Here is a 19,377-nt window from a genome sequence, read left to right on the forward strand (position 1 = left end):
ACCGATGGACGTCGCACTCCTGCTGCGGATGGCCGCCGAGGGCTTCGGCGGCCGCGTCGCGCTCGGCCCCCGGCGCGGCGGTCCGGCCGAGGCGCTGACCTACGAGAGGCTGTACGAGCTGTCCCGGCGCGCCGGGCGCTGGCTCGCCGGACGCGACGCGGAGCACGCGGTCCTGGTCGGCGTGAACTCCCCGGCCGTGCCGCTGCTGCTGTTCGGCGCCGCGTTCGCGCGCGTGCCGATGGTCCCGCTGAACTACCGGCTGGCGGACGAGCGGCTCGCCGCCGTCCTGCGCCGCGTCGTCCCCGGCGTCGCGGTGACCGACCCCGCCTTCGCCGAACGCGTCCGGACGTCGCCGGACGGGCTCGTCCAGGCCGGCACCGAGACGTTCCTCAAGGCGATCGCCGGGACCGCGCCCGCCGACGAGGACGCGCCCGACCCCGAGGGCATCGCGGTGCTGCTGTTCACCAGCGGCACCACGGGCGAGCCGAAGGCCGCCGTGCTGCGGCACCGGCACCTCGCGTCGTACGTGGTGTCCACGGTCGAGTTCATGGGCGCGGACGAGGACGAGGCCACGCTGGTGAGCGTCCCGCCGTACCACATCGCGGCCGTATCGGCGGTCCTGACCTCGGTGTACGCGGGGCGGCGGATCGTCCAGCTCCCGTCGTTCGACCCGCGCGAATGGGTGCGGCTCGCGGCCGAGGAGCGGGTCACGCACGCGATGGTCGTCCCGACGATGCTCGGCCGGATCCTGGACGCGCTGCCCGCGGGCGGCCGTCCGCTGCCCGCGCTCCGGGCGCTGTCCTACGGCGGCGGGCGGATGCCGGTCCCGGTGATCGAGCGGGCGATGCGGCTGCTGCCGCACGTCGACTTCGTCAACGCCTACGGGCTGACGGAGACCAGCTCGACGATCGCCGTGCTCGGCCCGGACGACCACCGCGCCGCGCTCGGCGGCGAGGACCCGGACGTCCGGCGGCGGCTCGGCTCGGTGGGCGTGCCGGTCCCGTCCGTCGAGGTGGAGATCCGCGACCAGTCCGGCCGCCCGCTGCCCGCCGGGCGGACCGGGGAGATCTGGGTGCGCGGCGAGCAGGTCGCGGGCGAGTACCTGGACCGCCGCGCGATCCGCCCGGACGGCTGGTTCCCCACCCGCGACGAGGGCCGCCTCGACGACGCCGGCTACCTGTTCGTCGAGGGACGGCTGGACGACGTCATCGTCCGCGGCGGGGAGAACATCTCGCCCGGCGAGATCGAGGACGTCCTCGCCGCGCATCCCGCGGTCGCCGACGCCGCCGTGGTCGGCCTCCCCGACACCGAGTGGGGCGAGCGGGTCGTCGCGGCGGTCGTGCCGCGCGCCGGGCACGCGCCGTCCGCCGCCGAACTCCAGGACTGGGTGCGCGGGCGGCTGCGCTCGTCCCGCACCCCCGAACACGTGGCATTCCGCACCGGACTGCCCTACACCGACACGGGCAAGCTGCTCCGCCGCGAGCTGCGCGCGGAGCTGCTCGGCGAACAGGAAGAGAGCATGCCGTGACCGCAGCCCATCTGAACGGCTCATCCGACTACAGGTTCGTCACCTACGAGGAGCTCGACGGCGGGACGATCGTCCGGATCCTGCTGAACCGGCCGAAGACCCGCAACGCACAGAGCCGGGGCCTGCTCGTCGAGCTGGACGACGCGTTCATGCGCGCCGAGCGCGACGACAACGTCCGCGTGGTGATCCTCGGCGGGGCGGGGCCGATGTTCTCGTCCGGCCACGACATCGGCTCGGCAGAGTCCCGCGCGGAGTACGGCCCCGGCCCCGACCAGCACCCGACGACGAAGATCAACGGCGGTTCGCGGACGGGCATCGAGAAGATGATGCTCCAGGAGTGGCACTACTTCTTCGAGAACACCCGCCGCTGGCGCAACCTCCGCAAGATCACGATCGCCCAGGTGCACGGCACCGTCTACGCGGCCGGGCTGATGCTGATGTGGGCGTGCGACCTGATCGTCGCCGACGAGGACGTGAGGTTCGCGGACGTGGTCGGCACCCGGCTCGGCATGTGCGGCGTCGAGTACTTCGGCCACCCGTGGGAGTTCGGCCCGCGCAAGGCCAAGGAACTGCTGCTCACCGGCGACTCGATCGACGTCCACGAGGCGCACCGGCTCGGCATGGTGAGCAAGGTGTTCGCGCCGGACCGGCTCGCCGGCGACACGCTCGCGCTGGCCCGCCGCATCGCCCAGCTCCCCACGATGGCCGCCCTCCTCATCAAGGAGTCGGTGAACCAGACCGTCGACAACATGGGCTTCTACAACTCGCTCAACGCCTGCTTCACGCTGCACGAGCTCAACCACGCGCACTGGTCGAACGAGACCAAGGGGCAGAGCATCGTCGCCACCCCCGAGCACGGCGTGCCGGACTGGCGCACCGCCCCGCCCGTGAAGCCCGCCCTGAAGGACGTCGCCGAGGCCCCCGCCCCCTAGCCCCGGCGCCGCGACGCGACGGCCGCCGCCGGAGGGATCCGGCGGCGGCCGTCGCTCGATGCGGAAGTGGGGTCAGCCGGAGGTGTCGTCCGCGTGGGCGGCGCAGGCCAGCAGTATCCCGGCGAGGCGCCGCGCCTCCCCGGCCGAGAGCCCGATCACCCGGTAGCGGGACCCGACGTGGTAGGTCAGCTCCACCGACGGCGGGACCGCGTCCTCGCCCGGCTCGTCCGGCCCGTACTGGACGACCCGCAGGTCCACCGACTCCGGCAGCCGGACGTCGTGCCGGTGCGAGAGCGGGAGCCCCTGTGCCTCGCTCTCGTGCAGCAGCGCCGTCCGCGTCCCCGAGTGGTCCAGGGTGCACCAGCGGGGGCACCGCTGGTCCTGCGCGCAGGCGTTCTTCGAGGCCACGGGCATGGGGTTCCTCCTCAACCGCGCACCAGGGGGGACGTGACGTCCCGGAACGACGTCTCCATCGAGATCCGCACGTCCACGACGGTCGGGCGCGCGTCCTCGGCGAACGCCGCCCGCAGCGCCGTCCCGAGCTCCGCCGGGTCCTCCCCGCGGATCCCCTGGCAGCCCATCGACCGCGCGATGGCCGCGTGGTCGAAGTCGTCGAAGTGCGAGACGGACGAGCCGCCGTGCACCACCCAGCCGAGCGCCGCGTTGTTGAACACGACGGTGACGATGGGGATACGGTGCTCGACCGCCGTCATCAGGCCGTTCATCGCCATCGCGAAGCCGCCGTCGCCGGTCACCGCGGCGACCCGGCGGCCCGGATGGACGAGCTTCGCGCCGAGCGCGGACGGGATCGCGTAGCCCATCGGCCCGACCCCGGCCGCCTGGAGGAAGCCGCCCGCGTTCGGCGTCCGGTAGTAGTGCGTCATGAAGATGCGGTTCTCGCCCGCGTCGCAGGTCACGATGCCGTCGTCGCCGATCGCCCGGGACAGCTCGGCGATCAGTCGCTGCGGCATGATCGGCACGGCGTCGGACGTCGCGGCCGGGTGGTCGAAGTGGCCGTGCTCTTCGCGCAGTGCCGCCGCCCGCTCCCGGCCGCGTCCGGTCGGGCTTCCGCCGAGCGCTTCGGTGAGCGCGTCGAGGGTCGCGGCGGCGTCGCCGAGCAGGACGTGCTCGCTCGGGAACGCGCGGCCCGCGTTCAGCGGCTCGACGTCCAGGTGGACGAGCGTCTGCCGCTCCGGGTCGAGCAGCGCCGGGTTCTCCATGGCGGTGTCGCCGGAGCTGAGCTTCGTCCCGACCGCGACGACGAGGTCGGCGCCCGCGACGGCCGCGTTCGCGGCGGGGACGCCGAACGTGCCGAACACGCCTAGCGCGAGGTCATGCGTCTCGGCGACGCAGCCCTTCCCGGACGGAGTGGTCACGACGGGCGCGTCGAGCGCCTCGGCGAACCGGCGCAGCGCGCCCTCGGCCCGGCCGATCCGCACGCCGTTCCCGGCGATGACCACCGGCTGGCGCGCCGCCGCGATCGCCCGCGCCGCCGCCTCGACCCGCTCGGCGTGGGCGGGCGGCGCCGGCTGCGGCACGTATCCGGCGGTCGGGTAGATGCGGGGACGCGAGTCGGGCCCGACCGTCCCGGTGAGCGCCGCGCCCGAGTAGACGACGGCGACCGGTCCCGGCTCGCCGCTCAGCGCGTGCCGGATCGCGAGCTGGGTGCCGTGCACCGCCTCGGCCGCGCCGCGCGCCTCGACGACCTGCTTGGTGACGCCCGCGAAGCTCTGCCTGGCGTCCCAGTTGCCGTACTCGCCGGTGCCCGTCTGGTAGGAGCCGTGCTGGGTGAGCCCGGCGCCGTCGGAGAAGTCGGTGAGCAGCAGCATCGGGCTGGACGACAGGTGCGCCTCCAGCGTGCCGATGATCCCGTAGCCGAGCACCCACGGGCCCTGCCCGATGAGGACGCCGGGGCGTCCGGTCAGCCGCCCGTACACCTCGGCCATGGCGCTGGCGAGCGACTCCTGCCGGACGACGACCGTCCGGATCGTGTCGCGGTACTTCTCCAGCGCGTTGAAGATCTTGCCGGTCTCGCCGCCCGGGATGCCGAAGACGATGTCGATCCCCGCCTCGGCGAGCACCGTCGCGATGGCCTCCGGAACCGGCGTCGGGGTCTGGAAGGTGCGTGCTGTCGGCATCTCTCGTCCTCGCCTTGTTCTCGCCTCGTACTCGCGTCACGGTGGGCCGGATCGCCTTCACGATGCCATTTCCAATCGCCTCTAGTCAACCAACCGTCTGGTAGATATATGATCGCGGTGCGCGCCGTCGCACGGGAGGAACGGGACATGAAGTTCGGTCTGCCGATGTACGGGCTGAGCCCGCGGCACCAGCCGGAGGCCGCGCGGGTCGCGGAGGAGAACGGCTACGAGTCGGTGTGGGTCCCCGAGCACCTGGTGCTCCCGGCGGAGCTGCCCTCGACCTACCTCTACACCGCGGACGGCCGGCCGCCGATCGAGCCCCGCACCCCCATGTACGACCCGTGGGTGGTGCTCGCGGCGATCGCGGCGTCCACCGAGCGGATCCGGCTCGCCACCAACGTGTACGTCCTGCCGCTGCGGCACCCGGTGATCACCGCGCGGTCGGTGGTGACGCTCGACCGGGTGTCCGGCGGGCGGGTCACGCTCGGCGTCGGGGTCGGCTGGCTGGCGGAGGAGTTCGCCGCCGTCGGCATGTCGTTCCGCGACCGCGGCGACCGCACGGACGAGGTCATCCCGTTGCTCCGCAGGCTGTGGAGCGAGGAGACGGTCGAGCACAAGGGACGGCACTACGCCTTCGGTCCGGTCGCGTTCGAGCCGAAGCCGGTGCAGCGGTACGGCGCGGGACGCGGCATCCCGATCGAGGTCGGCGGGACGTCCCCGCCCGCGCTGCGCCGCGCGGGACGGCTCGGCGACGGCTGGATCGAGATCGGCGCGCGGGACCTCGACGACGTCGCCCGCATGCTCGCGGTCGTCCGCGCGGCCCGCGCCGAGGCCGGGCGGGAGGACGAGCCGTTCGAGGTCACGTGCAGCGTCCCCGCCGACCTCGACACCGTCCGCCGGGCGGCGGAGCTGGGCGTGACGCGCGTCGTCGCCGCGCCCGTCCGCGACCATACGGGCCGTTCCGGGGGGCGTGGAGGGTCGTCCCCCCACAAACACGCGGGACGGACCACCAAGGAGGACGTTCTGGACGGCATCAAGCGCTTCGCCGACGAGGTGATCGCACGGACGGGAGACGGCTGATGGGCGGGCTCAAGGACAAGTACTGCATCGTCGGGGTGGGGGAGACGGCCTACGTCCGCGGCTCCGGGCGCAGCACCCGGAGCATGGGCGTGGAGGCCGTCCGCGCCGCGATGGCCGACGCCGGGCTGGACGCCACGGACGTCGACGGCATGCTCTGCTACCAGGTCGGCGACTCGACGCTGTCCCAGACGATCGCGACGGACCTCGGCATCCGGCTCAACTTCTACACCGACACCTACGGCGGCGGCTCCAGCACCGAGACGATCATCGGGCTGGCGATGGGCGCGATCGAGGCGGGGATGTGCAGTACGGTCGCGGTGTTCCGGTCGATGAACGGCTACTCGTCGCTGCGGATGGGCGGGCGTCCCGCGCCGTCCGGCCCCGGCCCCGCCCGGCTGGTGGGCGACGCGCTCGACACTACGCCGTACGGCGTCAGCAGCCCGGCGCAGCGCTTCCAGTTCACGTTCGCGCGGCACATGCAGACCTACGGGACGACGAACGAGCAGCTCGCCGCCGTGAAGGTGGCGCACGCGAAGCACGCGTCCAACAACCCGAGGGCGTACTACCGCAAGCGGGTGACCGTCGACGACGTGCTCGACTCGCGGTGGATCGTGAAGCCCGCGTGCCACCTGCTGGACTGCTGCGTCGAGACCGACAACGCCACCTGCGTGATCGTGACGTCCGCCGACAGGGCACGCGACCTGCGGCAGCGCCCGGCCTACATCATGTCCGTGACGGGACGGGCCAACAAGCCGTACCAGGATCCGCTCGCCCACTACCAGTGCGACCCGATCACCCGGCAGGCCGGGTACTACGGCGGCCGGATCGCGTTCCGCAACGCCGGGGTCGAGCCCGCCGACATCCAGCTCACCGGGTGCTACGACGCGTTCACCTTCACGCCCGTCCTGCTGTTCGAGGGGTACGGGTTCTGCGCGGAGGGCGAGGGCGGCGACTACGTGTCCGGCGGGACGATCGAGCTCGGCGGCGCGCGTCCCAACAACACCAGCGGCGGGCAGCTCTGCGAGGGCTACACGCACGGCATGAACCTGGTGATCGAGAACGTCCGGCAACTGCGCCACCAGGCCGACGACTCCTGCCCCGGCTGGCGCGAGGGCGAGCACACCTACGACCACGCCGAGGGCGGCTGCCGCCAGGTCAGGGACGTGGAGGTCGCGATGAACATGGGCTGGGGGACCCCGGCGGTGTCCAGCGCGCTGATCATGAGGAGGTAGCGGTGGCGGTCTACAAGGGGTTCGACATCGCGGCGGACCCGGAGCACGCCGGGTACTTCGAGGCGGCCGGGCGCGGCGAGCTGGTCGTGCAGCGCTGCGCGGAGTGCGGCCTGCTGCGCGGGCAGATCGGCGCGGCCTGCCCGTTCTGCACGTGCCTGGACTGGACGTGGGAGCCGGTCGCCGGCACCGGCGTGATCTACAGCTACCAGGTCGTCGCGCGGGCGGTGAACGCCGCCTTCGCCGACTGGGTGCCGTACCCGGTGGTGCTCGTCGAGCTGGACGAGCAGCGCGGCGTCCCGTGGCGCGGCGGCCGCGAGGACGAGTCCGTCTCGCTGCGCAAGATCGCGAACCTGGTGGCGCGGGACGACCCGTCCCGCCCGGAGGACGAGGCGAACGTCGCGATCGGGCTGCGGGTGCGGGTGTGCTTCACGAAGCTCGACGACGGGCTCGCGCTGCCGCAGTTCCGGCTCGCCGACGAGCCGCCCGAGCACGACCCGTGGCGGGCCGCCGAGCGGAACCGCTGATGGAGCCGTGGGAGGCCGCCGCGCGTGAGGCCGTCCGCGATTTGGTCGCGCGTTACAACGCGTACGGGGACGCCGGACGCTTCGACGACCTCATGGAACTGTTCGCGCCGGACGCCGCGATGGAGATCGGCGACGGCCGCGTGTACCGGGGCCGGGACGAGATCGCCACGATCTTCACCGGCACGCGGGACCGCTGGCGAACCGCCGCCGACGACCGCGGCGCCCCGCCCTACGTGCGGCACTTCGTGAGCACCCACCAGATCGACCTGCTCGACCCGGAGCGGGCGCGGGGCCGCGCCTACTTCCAGGTCCTGATGGCGCACGGCCTCGACCACTGGGGCCGCTACCTGGACGAGTACGTCCTCGCCGGAGGGCGCTGGCGGTTCGCGCGGCGCCGCGTCCGGGTGGACGGCCGCGTCCCGGACGGCGAGACGACGCACCACGAGACGACGACCGGCTGATTCACGGCGTTCGCGCCGGAAGGGAGATGCCCGTGATCACAGCGCACCGCCCGGAGCTCAGACGCAACGACTACTCGCTCGGCGAGGAACAGGCGGACGTGCAGGCCGCCTTCGCCGAGCTGTTCGCCCGGGAGTGCCCGAGCTCGCGGGTCCGGGAGGCCGAGCCCCTCGGCCACGACGAGGGGCTGTGGCGCTCGCTCGTCCGGACCGGAGCCGCCACGATGGGGCTGCCCGAGGTGCTCGGCGGCGGCGGCGCGTCGCCGCTGGACCTCGCCCTGGTGGCCGAGGCGGCCGGGCGGCACGTCGCGCCCGTCCCGCTGATCGAGGCTTCCGTCGCGCTGCGGCTGCTCGCCGAGGCCGCGCCCGACCTGGCACGGAGGTGGATCGGCGGCGCCCTGGAGGACGGCCGGTTCCCGACGCTCGCCCTCCATCCCGTCGCGCCGGACGGGACCCGGCAGCTCGTCCCGGCCGGGGCGGTCACGGGCGCGGTCATCGCGCTGACCGGCGATGAGCTGGCCTTGTACGAGGGCGAGCCCGCGCCCTCGGTCGCGAACCAGGGACGCGCCCCGGTCGCGTGGTGGCGGCCGCCGTCCGGTGGGCGCACCGTCCTCGCCGAAGGGGACCGGGCCCGCGCGCTGTACGCGACGGCCGTACGCGAGTGGAAGCTGCTCACCGCCGCCGCCCTGTCCGGGATCGGCGAGGGCGCGCTCGCGCTCGGGCTCGACTTCGTCAAGGACCGCACGGCCTTCGACACGCCCATCGGCGCCTTCCAGGCGATCTCCCACGCGCTGGCCGACGCGCACACCGGCGTCGTCGGCGCCCGCAACCTCGCCCGCAAGGCGGCCTGGTTCGCGGGCAGCGAGCCGGACGCGCGGCCGGAACTCGTCCCGATGGCGTTCGCGTACGCCGCCCAGGCCGCGACGAAGGCGGTCACCGTCGCCACGCACGTCCAGGGCGGGTTCGGCTTCACCGTCGAGTCGGACGTCCAGCTCTACTTCCGCCGGGCGAAGGGCTGGAGCGTCCTCGCCGGCGATCCGAGGGCCGAGCTGTCGGCCATCGGCGACCTGCTCGCTGACCGTGTGAAGGGCTGACCCATGGACTTCGGCGTTCTCGAACCGGACGAGGAACTCACCCCCTTCGTGAAGGAGGTGGACGCGTTCCTCGACGAGCACCTCACCCAGGACGTCCTCGACGAGGAATGGGAGACCGGCGCGGGCCACAACCGCGCCTTCCACCGCGCGCTCGGCGCGAAGGGCTGGATCTTCCCGGCGTGGCCGGTCGAGGAGGGCGGCGCGGGGCTCGACCCGCTGCGCGTCCACCTGCTGGACCGGGAGCTGCGCCGCCGCGAGGCGCCCAGCATCACCAAGGGCACCACCGGGCTGTCCGTCGCGGGCATCCGCGCGTACGCGAACGACGCCCTCAAGGCGGACGTGCTGCCGCGGATCGCCAGGGGAGAGGTGTGCGTCTGCCTCGGCTACACCGAGCCCGACACCGGCTCCGACCTGGCCGGGGCCCGCACCAGGGCCGTCCTGGACGGCGACACCTGGACGATCTCCGGCTCCAAGATGTTCACCACCGGCGCGCAGAACTGCCAGTACAGCTTCCTGCTCGCGCGCAGCGACCCGGACGCGCCGAAGCACCGCGGCCTGACGATGTTCCTGGTCCCGCTCGACTCGCCGGGCGTCGAGATCAGGCCCGTCCACACGCTCGGCGGCGAGCGGACCAACGTCGTCTACTACGGGGACGTCCGGGTCCCCGACCACTACCGGCTCGGGCAGCGCGGCCAGGGCTGGACCGTCCTGTCCGAGCCGCTGCGCGCCGAGCACGGCATCGGACGCGACGACGCGCACGGGCTGGCGGAGATCAACCCGTCCGGGCAGACCTACCTGCACACGCTGGAGCGGCTGCTGGAGCACACGCTGCGCTGGGCGTCGACCGCGCGGCGGCCGGACGGCGGGCGCCCCATCGACGACCCGCTCGTCCGCGCCAGGCTCGGGCAGGTCGCGCTGGACGTGGAGGCGTCCCGCAACACCCCGCCGCCGATGGGCCGGGTGCTCGCGTCCGAGCTGCTGATCCGCGACTCGGCCGACATCATCGACCTCGTCGGCCCGGAGGCGCTCGTCGCGCGCGGCGCGGACGGCGCCCTGGAGGACGGCGTCATCGAATGGGCGCACCGCTTCGCCCAGGGCACCGCCATCTACGCGGGCACCACGGAAGTGCACCGCAACCTCATCGCGGAACGGGTTCTGGGGCTACCGAAATACGCGCGCAACCGCCCCGGAAAGTAGGGCGCCCGACAGTTCAACCCGGGACTAGATCGACCGCATCCGGTCTCGACATCCCGCCGCCGGAGTTCCCGTTCTAGTGTGCTGGGGCGCGGACGACGCGCGTGGCCTCCGGCGGCGCGCGGGCGGGAACTCGCGGCCTCGCGGGGCGGGCGGATGGGCGAGTGACATGCTCCGCGCGAACATGTCACTATGATCGGCGCTCGGCGGGCGGGCGCGGCGGCATGTCCTTCCACGGCCGGGAACTGGGGGGTCGAGTGCACAGGAGCGCGCCGGAGCGCGGGCGCGGCGATCGCGGCGACGGTCGCGCGCCGAGGACGTTCAGGTTCGGGTACGCCGTGCTCGGCGGCGTCGTGACGATCGTGCTCTTCGTGGGCGTGTTCTCCGCGCTTCAGCCGCACTCCGACCCCGACCCGGCGCCCGGCGTCGCCGCGTCCGAGGGGCCCGTTCCGGAGTCGGCCCCGCCCACCGAGTCGACGTGGGTGCCGCCCGGCACGGCGGCTCCCGGCAGGTCCGGCGCCCCGACGCCGTCCCGGACGCCTTCGGCGACGCCGTCCGCCGTCCCGACCGGCGGGACCCGGCCGCCGCGGACGCCGCCGCCCGGGCGGAGGGTGAGCACGCCCGCGTGGGCGGTCGGCGTCGCCTACCGTCCCGGCGACGCGGTGACGTACCACGGCGTCCGCTACGTCTGCCGCCAGGCGCACAGGTCGCAGGCCGACTGGCAGCCCCAGCTCACGCCCGGCCTCTGGCAGGCGACCTGATCCGCTGACCGGCGTCTCCCGCCGGTTCCCCGGCGCGGTGCGACTAAGCTGGGACGCGGTCCCCGCACATCCGGGGACCGCGGCGGTGGGGCTCGCCGCTTCCAGCTCGCCCGAGCGGAGCAACCGCGGCATCGGCCGCCAACGGTCCCTGCCAGTGGTTCTCGCGCACGCTGGTAGGAGGAGTCCTGTGCCCGACGCACGTCCCGTCCGCTCGGAGGCGGCCCCGCCCAGGGCCCCGGACATCGACCTGCGCGTTCCCCCGCGACGGCGGTGGGATCTCGGCCGCGACCACTGGTCCACGCTCGCCGCGATCTCCGCGGGCGGGGTCTGCGGCGCGCTCGCGCGGTACGGGATCTCGACCGCGCTGCCGCACCGGACCGGCGCGTTCGACTGGGCGATCTTCGCGGTCAACGTGTCCGGCTGCCTGCTGATCGGCGTGCTGATGGTGCTGATCACCGAGGTGCGGCGGGCGCACCGGCTGGTGCGGCCGTTCCTCGGCGTCGGGATCCTCGGCGGGTACACCACGTTCTCCACCGCGCTCGTCGAGGTGCAGCGGGGCGTCCAGGACGAGATGGCCCGCAGCGCGCTGCTCTACCTGTTCGGGACGCTGGTCTGCGCGCTGCTCGCGGTCCAGGCCGGGGTCTGGCTGACGCGGCTGCTCTCCCGTCCGCGAAAACCGGCCGTCGACGACGGCGCGAACGACGAGGTTTCGGACGACGGGGGTTCGGACGGCGGGGGTTCGGACGGCGGGGGTTCGGGCGGCGAGGGTAAGGAGAACTCATGAAGCTGCACGACTCGGCCCTCCGGCTGACGGTCCTCATCGGCGAGGACGACCAGTGGCGCCACCGGCCCCTCTACCACGAGATCGTGCGCCTGGCCCACGAGGCGGGGCTCGCCGGGGCCACCGTCCTGCGCGGCTACGAGGGTTTCGGGACGTCCAGCCGCGTGCACACGTCCCGGATCCTGTCGCTGACCGAGGACCTGCCGATCGCGATCGTCATCGTGGACGCGGAGGAGAAGGTCCGCGCGTTCCTGCCCCAGCTGGACGAGCTGATCGAGGAGGGCCTCGTCGTCCTCGACCCGGTCGAGGTCATCCGCTACGCGGCCCGCTCGGACGCCCCGGAGGAGTCGCAGGAGTCGGGGGAGTCGGGGGAATGACCGTCCTGCTGGTCGCCCTGGGCGCCGCGCTCGGCGCGCCGCTGCGCTATCTGACGGACCGCGCGGTCCAGTCCCGTCACGACTCGGTGTTCCCCTGGGGGACGTTCACCGTCAACATCGTCGGCTGCGCGGTGCTCGGCATGCTCACCGAGCTGGCCCCGGGAAGCGGCGTCATGGCCGTCGCGGGCACCGGCTTCTGCGGCGCGCTCACGACGTACTCGACGTTCGGGTACGAGACCGTCCGGCTGATCGAGGACGGCTCGGGGACCTACGCGCTGCTCAACGCCCTGATGTCGCTCGCCGCCGGGCTCGGCGCCGCCTACGCCGGGATGGCCGTGGCCCAGGCGATCGTCGGCGCCTGACCCTTCCGCCGACTCCTTCGCGGCGGCTCCCCGCCGGCGCCGCTCCCTAGCGGCCCGGCCTGGGCCGATCACCGCACCGGGACGCCCCGGTGCGGCCTTTCGCATGCGTTCGGGAGCCCTCCGCCGTTTCCTTGACGGACGAGTCTACGTATGTTCTCATTCATCAGACAAAGTACAAACTTCGACCGCGACCCAGTGGCACCGCGGCACCCACCCCCCGCGGGGCCGACCCCCCGCGAGCGATCGGCCCGTCACCTCCGGACGCAGTGACCCTGCGGGCGATCGGGCCCCACTCGGATATCCGGCACCGCTCTGCTCGGACGGCGTTTTTCCCGCTTCACCGCGTTTTCCATCACCACGTTCCTGGTTCGGAGGACCCCCCAAGATGCGGAAACAGCTCATCGTCGCGGCCGCCGCGGCGTTCCTGATGATCGCGAGCGCGTGTAGCGCCGACCAAGGCGACGAGGGCGGCGGCGGCACGGGTGCGGCCAAGCCGAAGCAGGACGTCGCCTGCCCGCCGGTCGACCAGGCGGCGATCGACAAGGGCGCGACGTTCACCTGGATGTACAGCGTCGCCAACACGAGCTTCGACCCGGACAAGATCACGACCAGCAACAGCTGGATGTACCTGTATCCGGTCTACGACACGCTGATCCGCATGGACGCCGCCGGCGAGCCGCAGCCGATGCTGGCGAGGAAATGGGAGATCGGCGACAAGGGCAAGACCCTGACGCTGCACCTCATCGACAAATGGAAGTACCACGACGGAAAGGCGTTCGACGCCGCGTCCGTCAAGGCGAACCTCGACCGGCACCGGGGTGCGAAGAGCTTCAACAAGCAGGCGCTGAGCGACGTCACGGGGGTCGACGTCGCGGACGCCTCGACGGTGAAGGTCCGCACGAAGACGGGCGCCGCGCCGCTGATCGGGATCCTGTCCAGCTCGGCGGGCATGATGATGAGCCCCGCCGTCTTCGACGACCCGAGCCAGGGCCGGACGCCCACCGGGGGGTCGGGCGCCTTCAAGGTCAGCGCCTACGAGCCCAACACCAAGGTCGAGTACACCCCGGTGAAGGACTACTGGGACCCGAAGGCCGTCAACGTCGCCAAAATGGTGTACCTGATCTCCAGTAACGACAATGCGCGGCTGAACGCCACCGTCACCGGATCGGCCGACGCCACATTCCTGCGGTCCGCCATGTACCAGCCGGCGAAGGACGGGAAACTCGCCGTCTGCCAGAAGCCGAGCCTGGCGAGCTTCACCATCGCGCTGAACGTCGCGCGCCCGCCGTTCGACAAGAAGGAAGTCCGGCAGGCGCTGAACTACGCCATCGACCGTAACGCGGTCAACGAACTCCAGGGCGGTTTCTGCCAGCCCGGCGTGCAGATGTTCCCGTCGACCTACTACGCCTCCGACCCGAGCCTCACCCCGGACGCCTACAAGTACGACCCCGCGAAGGCCAAGGAACTGCTCGCCAAGGCCGGCGTGAAGGACGGGTTCGAGTTCACGCTGGAGACCGACAACCTCGACGCCTACCAGCGGGTCGCGGAGCTCATCCAGGCGAACCTCCAGGAGATCGGCGTCAAGATGACGATCCGGCCGGTCGAGCTGCCGAAGCTGATGGAGGGCTTCTCGGTCAACAAGTCCGTCGACGCGATCATGGTCCAGCAGAAGGCGGACGCCGACCCGAGCATCCAGGTCGCCTCGTACTACCTGCCCGACGGATTCAGCAACCCCGGCGGCTACTCGAACCCGACGATCAACGACCTCGCCGCGAAGGCCAAGGGCGCGGAGGACCGGGAGAGCAGCGCCGCCATCTACAAGCAGCTCTTCAAGGCGGCCCACGACGACGCGGCCTCGCCGGTCACGCTGTGCCACCTGAACACCCCGCTGGCGATGAACAACAAGGTCATGGGCGTCGAGGTCTACGTCGACGGGTCCCGCCAGTTCCGCGGCGTCGCGATCAGGAAGTGACGCGCCGCTAGCGGTCCCCGGCCGGGCCCCGCGCGGGCCCGGCCGGGGACGACCACCCCGTAAAGAACGGAGGTTCCCGGCGTGCTGCGGTTCTTGTGCGTCCGGCTGTTGGCGATGGTCCCGCTGCTGGTCATCGTCAGCTTCCTGATCTACAGCCTGATCGCGTTGGTGCCGGGCGGGCCCGAGGTGGCCCTGGCCGGAAGCAACCCGACGCCCGAGCGGATCCAGGCGATCCGCGAGCAGCTCGGGCTGGACGACCCGTTCCTCGTCCAGTACTGGAATTGGTTCACCGACGTCCTGCACGGCGACCTCGGCACGTCGTTCGTCGACAGCCAGAGCGTCTGGTCGGCGATCGCGCACGGGTTCCCCGTGACGCTGTCGCTGGTCGGGCTGACCCTGCTGATCGCGGCGGTGCTCGGCCTCGCGCTCGGCCTCGCCGCCGGGCTGCGTCCCGGAAGCTGGGTGGACCGGGTGTCCACGGTCACCGCGAGCGCGTTCATGGCGCTGCCCTATTTCTGGGTCGGCATGATGCTCGTGCTCGTCTTCGCCATCCAGATGCGGACGCTTCCGGCCGTCGGCTATGTGAATTTCACCGACAGCCCGCTCGACTGGCTCGGGCATCTCATCCTGCCCGCCTTCTCGCTCGCGACCGTCCCTACGGCGGTCGTCGCCCGGCAGACCAGGGCCGCCGTCACTTCGGTCATGCAGGAGGACTACATCCGCACGGCCGTCGCGAAAGGGCTGCACCCGCGGCGGGTGGCGGTCAAGCACGTCCTCAAGAACGCCGCCGTCCCGGTCGTCACGGCGTTCGGCGTCGAGGCGAACCGGCTGATCGGCGCGACCGTCGTCATCGAGCAGCTGTTCGCCCTTCCCGGAGTCGGGAAGCTCGCCTATTTCTCGGTGTTCTCCCGCGACTTCCCGATGGTGCAGGGAATTCTGCTGATCACCGCTGTCCTGATCATGCTCGTCAACCTGGCGGTCGACCTGTCGTACGGCTATTTCAATCCGAAGGTCAAAATGTCATGACTCAAAGTGACAGCGTGGACATCCGGAAGACGGTCGCCGCGCCGCCCGGCACGGACGCGGGCAAGGACACGGGCAAGGACGCCGGAAAGGCGGCCGACCCGATCGAGCCGGTGTCCAGGACGCGCGCCGTCGTCCGCCGGTTCCGGTCGAACCGGTCGGCCGTGGTCGGCGCCCTGCTGCTGCTCGCGATCATCGTCGTGACGGCGGCGGCCCCGCTCATCGCCCCCTACGGGCCCGCGCAGGTCGACATCAGCGACCGGCTGTCCGGCCCGACCGCCGAGCACTGGCTCGGCACCGACACCCTCGGCCGCGACACGCTGACCCGCCTCATGCACGGCGGCCGGGTGTCGCTCGCCGCCGCCGCCCTCGCCGTCGCGATCGCGACCGGCATCGGGCTGCCGCTCGGCCTCGTCAGCGGCTACTTCGGCGGGATCGTCGACTGGCTGCTGGACCGCGCGGCCGACATCCTGATGGCGTTCCCCGCGATCATCCTGACGATCGCGATCATCGCGATGGTCGGGCCGGGGCTCACGACCGCGATGGTGTCGCTCGGCATCGTGTACGCGCCCCGCATGTACCGGGTGGTGCGGGGGAGCACCCTCGAAGTCCGCCGCGAGGTGTACATCGAGGCGTCCACCAGCATCGGGACGCCGCACCTGACGATCCTGCGGAAACGGGTGCTGCCGAACATCATGCCCGCGGCGCTCGTCCAGCTGTCGTTCCTGCTCGCGTCGGCGCTGCTGGCCGAGGTGACGGTCAGCCTGCTGGGCCTCGGCGCCCTCCCGCCGACTGCGAGCTGGGGCAGCATGCTCGGCCAGGCGTTCCTGGAGATGCGGACCAACCCGTCCCTCGCCGTCTACCCCGGGATCGCCATCGCGATCGCGACGCTCTGCTTCAACCTGATCGGCGACGGCCTCCGGGACGCCTTCGGCCGCGAGACGAGGAAGGCGTCATGACCGCAGCGAAGCGAGGATCAGGACGCTTCCCCTTTCGGGGGTCTGGGGGGCGTTCCCCAGAGGGGCAGGGCGTCATGACCGCAGCGAAGCGAGGATCAGGACGCCTCCGGAAAGGTAGGGCGTCATGACGGACGACGGGACACTGCTGGAGATCGAGGATCTGCACGTCGACTTCCTCACCGACCGGGGGTGGACGAACGTCGTCAACGGCGTGTCGTTCGACGTCGGGCCGGGCGAGATCGTCGGGCTGGTCGGGGAGTCCGGGTCGGGCAAGAGCGTCACGAGCCTGTCGGTGCTGCGGCTGCTGCCGTCCGGGTACGCGCGGACGCCCGCGGGTCACGTCCGGTACCGGGGCCGCGACCTCGTCGGCATGCCGCCGAAGGAGCTGCGCGACATCCGCGGCAACGAGATCTCGATGATCTTCCAGGAGCCGATGACCAGCCTGAACCCGGCGTTCACGATCGGCGACCAGATCGCCGAGGGATACCGGCGGCACAAGGGCGGGACGCGCCGCGCCGCGTTCGCGCGGGCCGCGGAGATGCTCGACCTCGTCGGCATCCCGGACGCGGGCAGCCGCGTCCGCGACTACCCGCACGAGTTCTCCGGCGGGATGCGGCAGCGGGCGATGATCGCGATGGCGCTGGCCTGCGAGCCGAAGCTGCTGATCGCGGACGAGCCCGCCACCGCCCTCGACGTGACGGTGCAGGCGCAGATCGTCGCGCTGCTCGCCCGGCTCCGCGACGAGACGGGTTGCGGGATCCTCTTCATCACCCACGACCTCGGGCTCGTCGCTGAGCTGGCCGACCGGGTCGTCGTGATGTACGCGGGCGAGGTCGTCGAGACGGCGCCCGCGCTCGACCTGTACGACACGCCGAAGCACCCGTACACGGCGGGGCTGCTGAACGCGATGCCCCAGCTCGGGGTGCGCGGGAAGGAGCTGCCGACGATCCCGGGCCGTCCGCCCGAGCCGTGGCGCATGCCGGAGGGGTGCAGGTTCGGCCCCCGGTGCGGGCACGCGGGCGAGGAGTGCGCCGCCGCGCCGGCGCTCCGGACCGTCGAACCGGGCCGCAGCAGCCGCTGCTGCCGAATCGAGCAGTTGCACCTGGCGGGTTCCCCATGACCTTCACGAAATCCACCGGGGCCGCGCGGCCCGCGGCCGAGGACGGGCCGCTCGTCGACGCCCGCGGCGTCAGCGTCGTGTTCCGTAAGCGGCGGACGCTCGCCCCCGCGCGGCAGGTGCGCGCGGTCAACGACGTCACCTTCCAGATCGCCGAGGGCGAGACGTTCGGGCTGGTCGGCGAGTCGGGGTCGGGCAAGTCGACGACCGGGCGGGCGCTGCTCAGGCTCGTCCCGACGGCGGGCGGGACGATCACCGTCGCCGGGCAGGACGTCACGGCGCTGCGCGGCGGGAGCCTGCGGCGGGCGCGGCGGAGCATGCAGATGGTGTTCCAGGACCCGTACTCGTCGCTGGACCCGTCGGCGACGGTGGCGGCGAGCATCGCGGAGCCGCTGCTCGTCCACGAGAAGATGTCGGCGAAGGCGGCGCGCGCCCGGGTGGACGAGCTGATCGAGATGGTCGGGCTCCGGGCGAGCTACGCCGACCGGTATCCGCACGAGTTCTCCGGCGGGCAGCGGCAGCGCCTCGCCATCGCGCGGGCGATCGCGCTGAACCCGCGCTTCATCGTGTGCGACGAGGCCGTTTCCGCGCTGGACGTCTCCACCCAGAACCAGGTCATCAATCTGCTGGAGCGGCTCCGCGCGGAGTTCCGGCTGACCTATCTGTTCATCGCGCACGACCTCGCCGTCGTCCGGCACATCTCGCACCGGGTCGGGGTGATGTATCTCGGCCGGATCGTCGAGACCGGTCCGGCGGAACGGGTCTACTCCGCGCCCGCGCATCCGTACACCCGGGCATTGCTGTCGGCGATCCCCGATCCGCGCCGGAAAACGGAGCGGATCGTCCTTGAAGGCGATCTACCGGATCCGGCCAATCCGCCGGTCGGGTGCCCGTTCCAAACCCGCTGCCGGTTCGTCATGGAAGTCTGCAGGCAGCGAATGCCGGAGCACACCGCGGTGGACGGCGGCGGGGAGGTGGCGTGCCATTTGCAAACGAGCGGACCGGCGCTGTCGGGCGCCTCGCTGAACGAACTCGACGTCAATTCGCGGCCGTGACTCGCCCCACATTGACCGACATATACTGGCGCACGTAGTCTGTAGTACGTCAGACAAAGTAGTAAGGACTGCCGTGACCGATCCGAAGCTCGACCTGCTGATCGACCGCCCGACCGAGTCCGTCCCGGAGATGGTCGTCCGGCGCATCCGCCAGGCGATCGCCGCGGGCCTGCTCCCTCCGGGCCGCCAGCTCACCGAGCGCGAGCTCGTCGAACTGACCGGCGTGAGCCGGACGTCCGTGCGCGAGGCGATGCGGCACCTGCAGACGCTCGGCCTGGTGGAGCCGTCGCCGAGCCGCGGCGTCCGCGTCGCCCGGCTGGGCAGCGCCGAGGTCCGCGAGATCTACGAGGTGCGGGACGCGCTGGAGCCGGCCGCGGCCGAGCTGTTCGTGCTGCGCGCCACCGACGAGGAGGTCGCCGAGCTCGTGGAGAAGGTGCAGCCGCGCCCCTCCGGCGAAGAGCGCCTCCAGGCGATATACGAATTCGACGAGCTGCTCCTCGCGGGCGCCCGCAATTCGCTGCTGAAGTCGATGCTGGAGCCGCTGCACACCCGGATCCACGCGCTGCGCAGTCTTTCGGTGACCATTCCGGGACGGCACGAGGCGTCCCGGCAGGAATACCTCGACCTCGCCGAGGCGATCGCGTCGAGGTCGCCGGAGCGGGCGGCGGAGGCGGCGCACCGCCACGTCCGCGCCGCCGCCAAGGCCGCGCTGGAGGCCGTCGAGATCCTCGAAAAGCAGCAGCCCTCCAAGTAGGGGCCACGACACACCACGACACCGTGGCGTTGAGCC

Annotated in this window: 20 protein-coding genes; 18 read left to right on the top strand and 2 right to left on the bottom strand. The window is 72.2% G+C overall.

All coding sequences use genetic code 11. From position 1 onward, the window contains the following. The first annotated feature begins 4 nt into the window (after positions 1–4). Entirely contained in the window at positions 5–1,528 is a 1,524-nt protein-coding gene (locus tag FXF68_RS33885; protein ID WP_148766579.1) for a class I adenylate-forming enzyme family protein, read from the top strand. Next, positions 1,525–2,460, top strand: a complete 936-nt coding sequence (locus tag FXF68_RS33890) for an enoyl-CoA hydratase (protein ID WP_222870207.1) — start codon at positions 1,525–1,527, stop codon at positions 2,458–2,460. The genes FXF68_RS33885 and FXF68_RS33890 overlap by 4 nt, the downstream gene beginning before the upstream one ends. Positions 2,461–2,532: 72 nt before the next feature. Here the strand turns inward: FXF68_RS33890 and FXF68_RS33895 are convergent, their stop codons facing one another. Together FXF68_RS33895 and FXF68_RS33900 are read right to left on the bottom strand one after the other, a co-directional pair. Then, a complete protein-coding gene (locus FXF68_RS33895; protein ID WP_148766581.1) occupies positions 2,533–2,874 on the bottom strand; it encodes a DUF6907 domain-containing protein in 342 nt (113 codons plus the stop codon). Between the two features lie 11 nt (positions 2,875–2,885). Beyond that, positions 2,886–4,598 carry a thiamine pyrophosphate-binding protein gene (locus FXF68_RS33900; RefSeq protein ID WP_148766583.1) on the bottom strand — a complete coding sequence of 571 codons (1,713 nt, stop codon included), beginning with the start codon at positions 4,596–4,598 and terminating at the stop codon, positions 2,886–2,888. A gap of 147 nt (positions 4,599–4,745) precedes the next feature. On the opposite strand from FXF68_RS33900, the gene FXF68_RS33905 reads away from it, so the two are divergent. The 16 genes from FXF68_RS33905 to FXF68_RS33975 all read left to right on the top strand — a co-directional run bounded on the left by FXF68_RS33905 (position 4,746) and on the right by FXF68_RS33975 (position 19,341). Beyond that, positions 4,746–5,678, top strand: coding sequence for an LLM class F420-dependent oxidoreductase (locus FXF68_RS33905; protein WP_148766585.1), 933 nt, complete (start codon positions 4,746–4,748; stop codon positions 5,676–5,678). Beyond that, entirely contained in the window at positions 5,678–6,910 is a 1,233-nt protein-coding gene (locus FXF68_RS42730; RefSeq protein ID WP_187438237.1) for a thiolase C-terminal domain-containing protein, read from the top strand. Before FXF68_RS33905 ends, FXF68_RS42730 begins: the two co-directional genes overlap by 1 nt. A 2-nt stretch (positions 6,911–6,912) precedes the next feature. Further along, positions 6,913–7,434 carry a Zn-ribbon domain-containing OB-fold protein gene (locus FXF68_RS42735; RefSeq protein ID WP_187438238.1) on the top strand — a complete coding sequence of 174 codons (522 nt, stop codon included), beginning with the start codon at positions 6,913–6,915 and terminating at the stop codon, positions 7,432–7,434. After that, the gene (locus tag FXF68_RS33915) at positions 7,434–7,895 is read left to right on the top strand and encodes a nuclear transport factor 2 family protein (RefSeq protein ID WP_148766590.1); all 462 of its coding nucleotides are present in this window, start codon (positions 7,434–7,436) and stop codon (positions 7,893–7,895) included. Before FXF68_RS42735 ends, FXF68_RS33915 begins: the two co-directional genes overlap by 1 nt. A gap of 32 nt (positions 7,896–7,927) precedes the next feature. Then, a complete protein-coding gene (locus FXF68_RS33920) occupies positions 7,928–8,986 on the top strand; it encodes an acyl-CoA dehydrogenase family protein (RefSeq protein ID WP_187438239.1) in 1,059 nt (352 codons plus the stop codon). Positions 8,987–8,989: 3 nt separating this feature from the next. Beyond that, positions 8,990–10,183 (top strand): acyl-CoA dehydrogenase family protein, encoded by a 1,194-nt coding sequence (locus FXF68_RS33925; RefSeq protein ID WP_148766594.1) that lies wholly within the window; start codon positions 8,990–8,992, stop codon positions 10,181–10,183. Positions 10,184–10,437: 254 nt separating this feature from the next. Continuing rightward, on the top strand, positions 10,438–10,941 hold the full coding sequence (locus FXF68_RS33930) for a carbohydrate-binding protein (protein WP_187438240.1): 504 nt from the start codon (positions 10,438–10,440) through the stop codon (positions 10,939–10,941). Positions 10,942–11,128: 187 nt separating this feature from the next. Continuing rightward, a complete protein-coding gene (locus tag FXF68_RS33935) occupies positions 11,129–11,725 on the top strand; it encodes a fluoride efflux transporter FluC (RefSeq protein WP_148766598.1) in 597 nt (198 codons plus the stop codon). Then, a complete protein-coding gene (locus FXF68_RS33940) occupies positions 11,722–12,099 on the top strand; it encodes a DUF190 domain-containing protein (protein ID WP_148766600.1) in 378 nt (125 codons plus the stop codon). Before FXF68_RS33935 ends, FXF68_RS33940 begins: the two co-directional genes overlap by 4 nt. Continuing rightward, positions 12,096–12,461 carry a fluoride efflux transporter CrcB gene (gene crcB / locus FXF68_RS33945; protein WP_148766602.1) on the top strand — a complete coding sequence of 122 codons (366 nt, stop codon included), beginning with the start codon at positions 12,096–12,098 and terminating at the stop codon, positions 12,459–12,461. Before FXF68_RS33940 ends, crcB begins: the two co-directional genes overlap by 4 nt. 385 nt (positions 12,462–12,846) lie before the next feature. Beyond that, positions 12,847–14,433 (top strand): ABC transporter substrate-binding protein, encoded by a 1,587-nt coding sequence (locus FXF68_RS33950; protein WP_187438241.1) that lies wholly within the window; start codon positions 12,847–12,849, stop codon positions 14,431–14,433. An 81-nt stretch (positions 14,434–14,514) separates the two neighbouring features. Then, positions 14,515–15,459 carry an ABC transporter permease gene (locus FXF68_RS33955; protein WP_222870208.1) on the top strand — a complete coding sequence of 315 codons (945 nt, stop codon included), beginning with the start codon at positions 14,515–14,517 and terminating at the stop codon, positions 15,457–15,459. Between the two features lie 14 nt (positions 15,460–15,473). Further along, positions 15,474–16,415, top strand: coding sequence for an ABC transporter permease (locus FXF68_RS33960; protein ID WP_222870209.1), 942 nt, complete (start codon positions 15,474–15,476; stop codon positions 16,413–16,415). Between the two features lie 124 nt (positions 16,416–16,539). Further along, entirely contained in the window at positions 16,540–17,535 is a 996-nt protein-coding gene (locus FXF68_RS33965; protein WP_148766609.1) for an ABC transporter ATP-binding protein, read from the top strand. After that, a complete protein-coding gene (locus tag FXF68_RS33970; RefSeq protein ID WP_148766611.1) occupies positions 17,532–18,587 on the top strand; it encodes an ABC transporter ATP-binding protein in 1,056 nt (351 codons plus the stop codon). The genes FXF68_RS33965 and FXF68_RS33970 overlap by 4 nt, the downstream gene beginning before the upstream one ends. Positions 18,588–18,660: 73 nt before the next feature. Beyond that, positions 18,661–19,341, top strand: coding sequence for a GntR family transcriptional regulator (locus tag FXF68_RS33975; protein WP_148766613.1), 681 nt, complete (start codon positions 18,661–18,663; stop codon positions 19,339–19,341). Positions 19,342–19,377 lie beyond the last annotated feature (36 nt).

The sequence above is a fragment of the Actinomadura decatromicini genome, from assembly GCF_008121305.1.
In the GTDB taxonomy this organism is placed as follows: Bacteria; Actinomycetota; Actinomycetes; order Streptosporangiales; family Streptosporangiaceae; genus Spirillospora; species Spirillospora syzygii.

Bases quoted from the DNA above. Each gene is read 5' to 3' on its own strand.
- FXF68_RS33885 (WP_148766579.1), top strand. From the start codon at position 5: ATGGACGTCGCACTCCTGCTGCGGATGGCCGCCGAGGGCTTCGGCGGC.
- FXF68_RS33895 (WP_148766581.1), bottom strand. From the start codon at position 2,874: ATGCCCGTGGCCTCGAAGAACGCCTGCGCGCAGGACCAGCGGTGCCCC.
- FXF68_RS33900 (WP_148766583.1), bottom strand. From the start codon at position 4,598: ATGCCGACAGCACGCACCTTCCAGACCCCGACGCCGGTTCCGGAGGCC.
- FXF68_RS33905 (WP_148766585.1), top strand. From the start codon at position 4,746: ATGAAGTTCGGTCTGCCGATGTACGGGCTGAGCCCGCGGCACCAGCCG.
- FXF68_RS42730 (WP_187438237.1), top strand. From the start codon at position 5,678: ATGGGCGGGCTCAAGGACAAGTACTGCATCGTCGGGGTGGGGGAGACG.
- FXF68_RS33915 (WP_148766590.1), top strand. From the start codon at position 7,434: ATGGAGCCGTGGGAGGCCGCCGCGCGTGAGGCCGTCCGCGATTTGGTC.
- FXF68_RS33925 (WP_148766594.1), top strand. From the start codon at position 8,990: ATGGACTTCGGCGTTCTCGAACCGGACGAGGAACTCACCCCCTTCGTG.
- FXF68_RS33940 (WP_148766600.1), top strand. From the start codon at position 11,722: ATGAAGCTGCACGACTCGGCCCTCCGGCTGACGGTCCTCATCGGCGAG.
- crcB (WP_148766602.1), top strand. From the start codon at position 12,096: ATGACCGTCCTGCTGGTCGCCCTGGGCGCCGCGCTCGGCGCGCCGCTG.
- FXF68_RS33950 (WP_187438241.1), top strand. From the start codon at position 12,847: ATGCGGAAACAGCTCATCGTCGCGGCCGCCGCGGCGTTCCTGATGATC.
- FXF68_RS33965 (WP_148766609.1), top strand. From the start codon at position 16,540: ATGACGGACGACGGGACACTGCTGGAGATCGAGGATCTGCACGTCGAC.
- FXF68_RS33970 (WP_148766611.1), top strand. From the start codon at position 17,532: ATGACCTTCACGAAATCCACCGGGGCCGCGCGGCCCGCGGCCGAGGAC.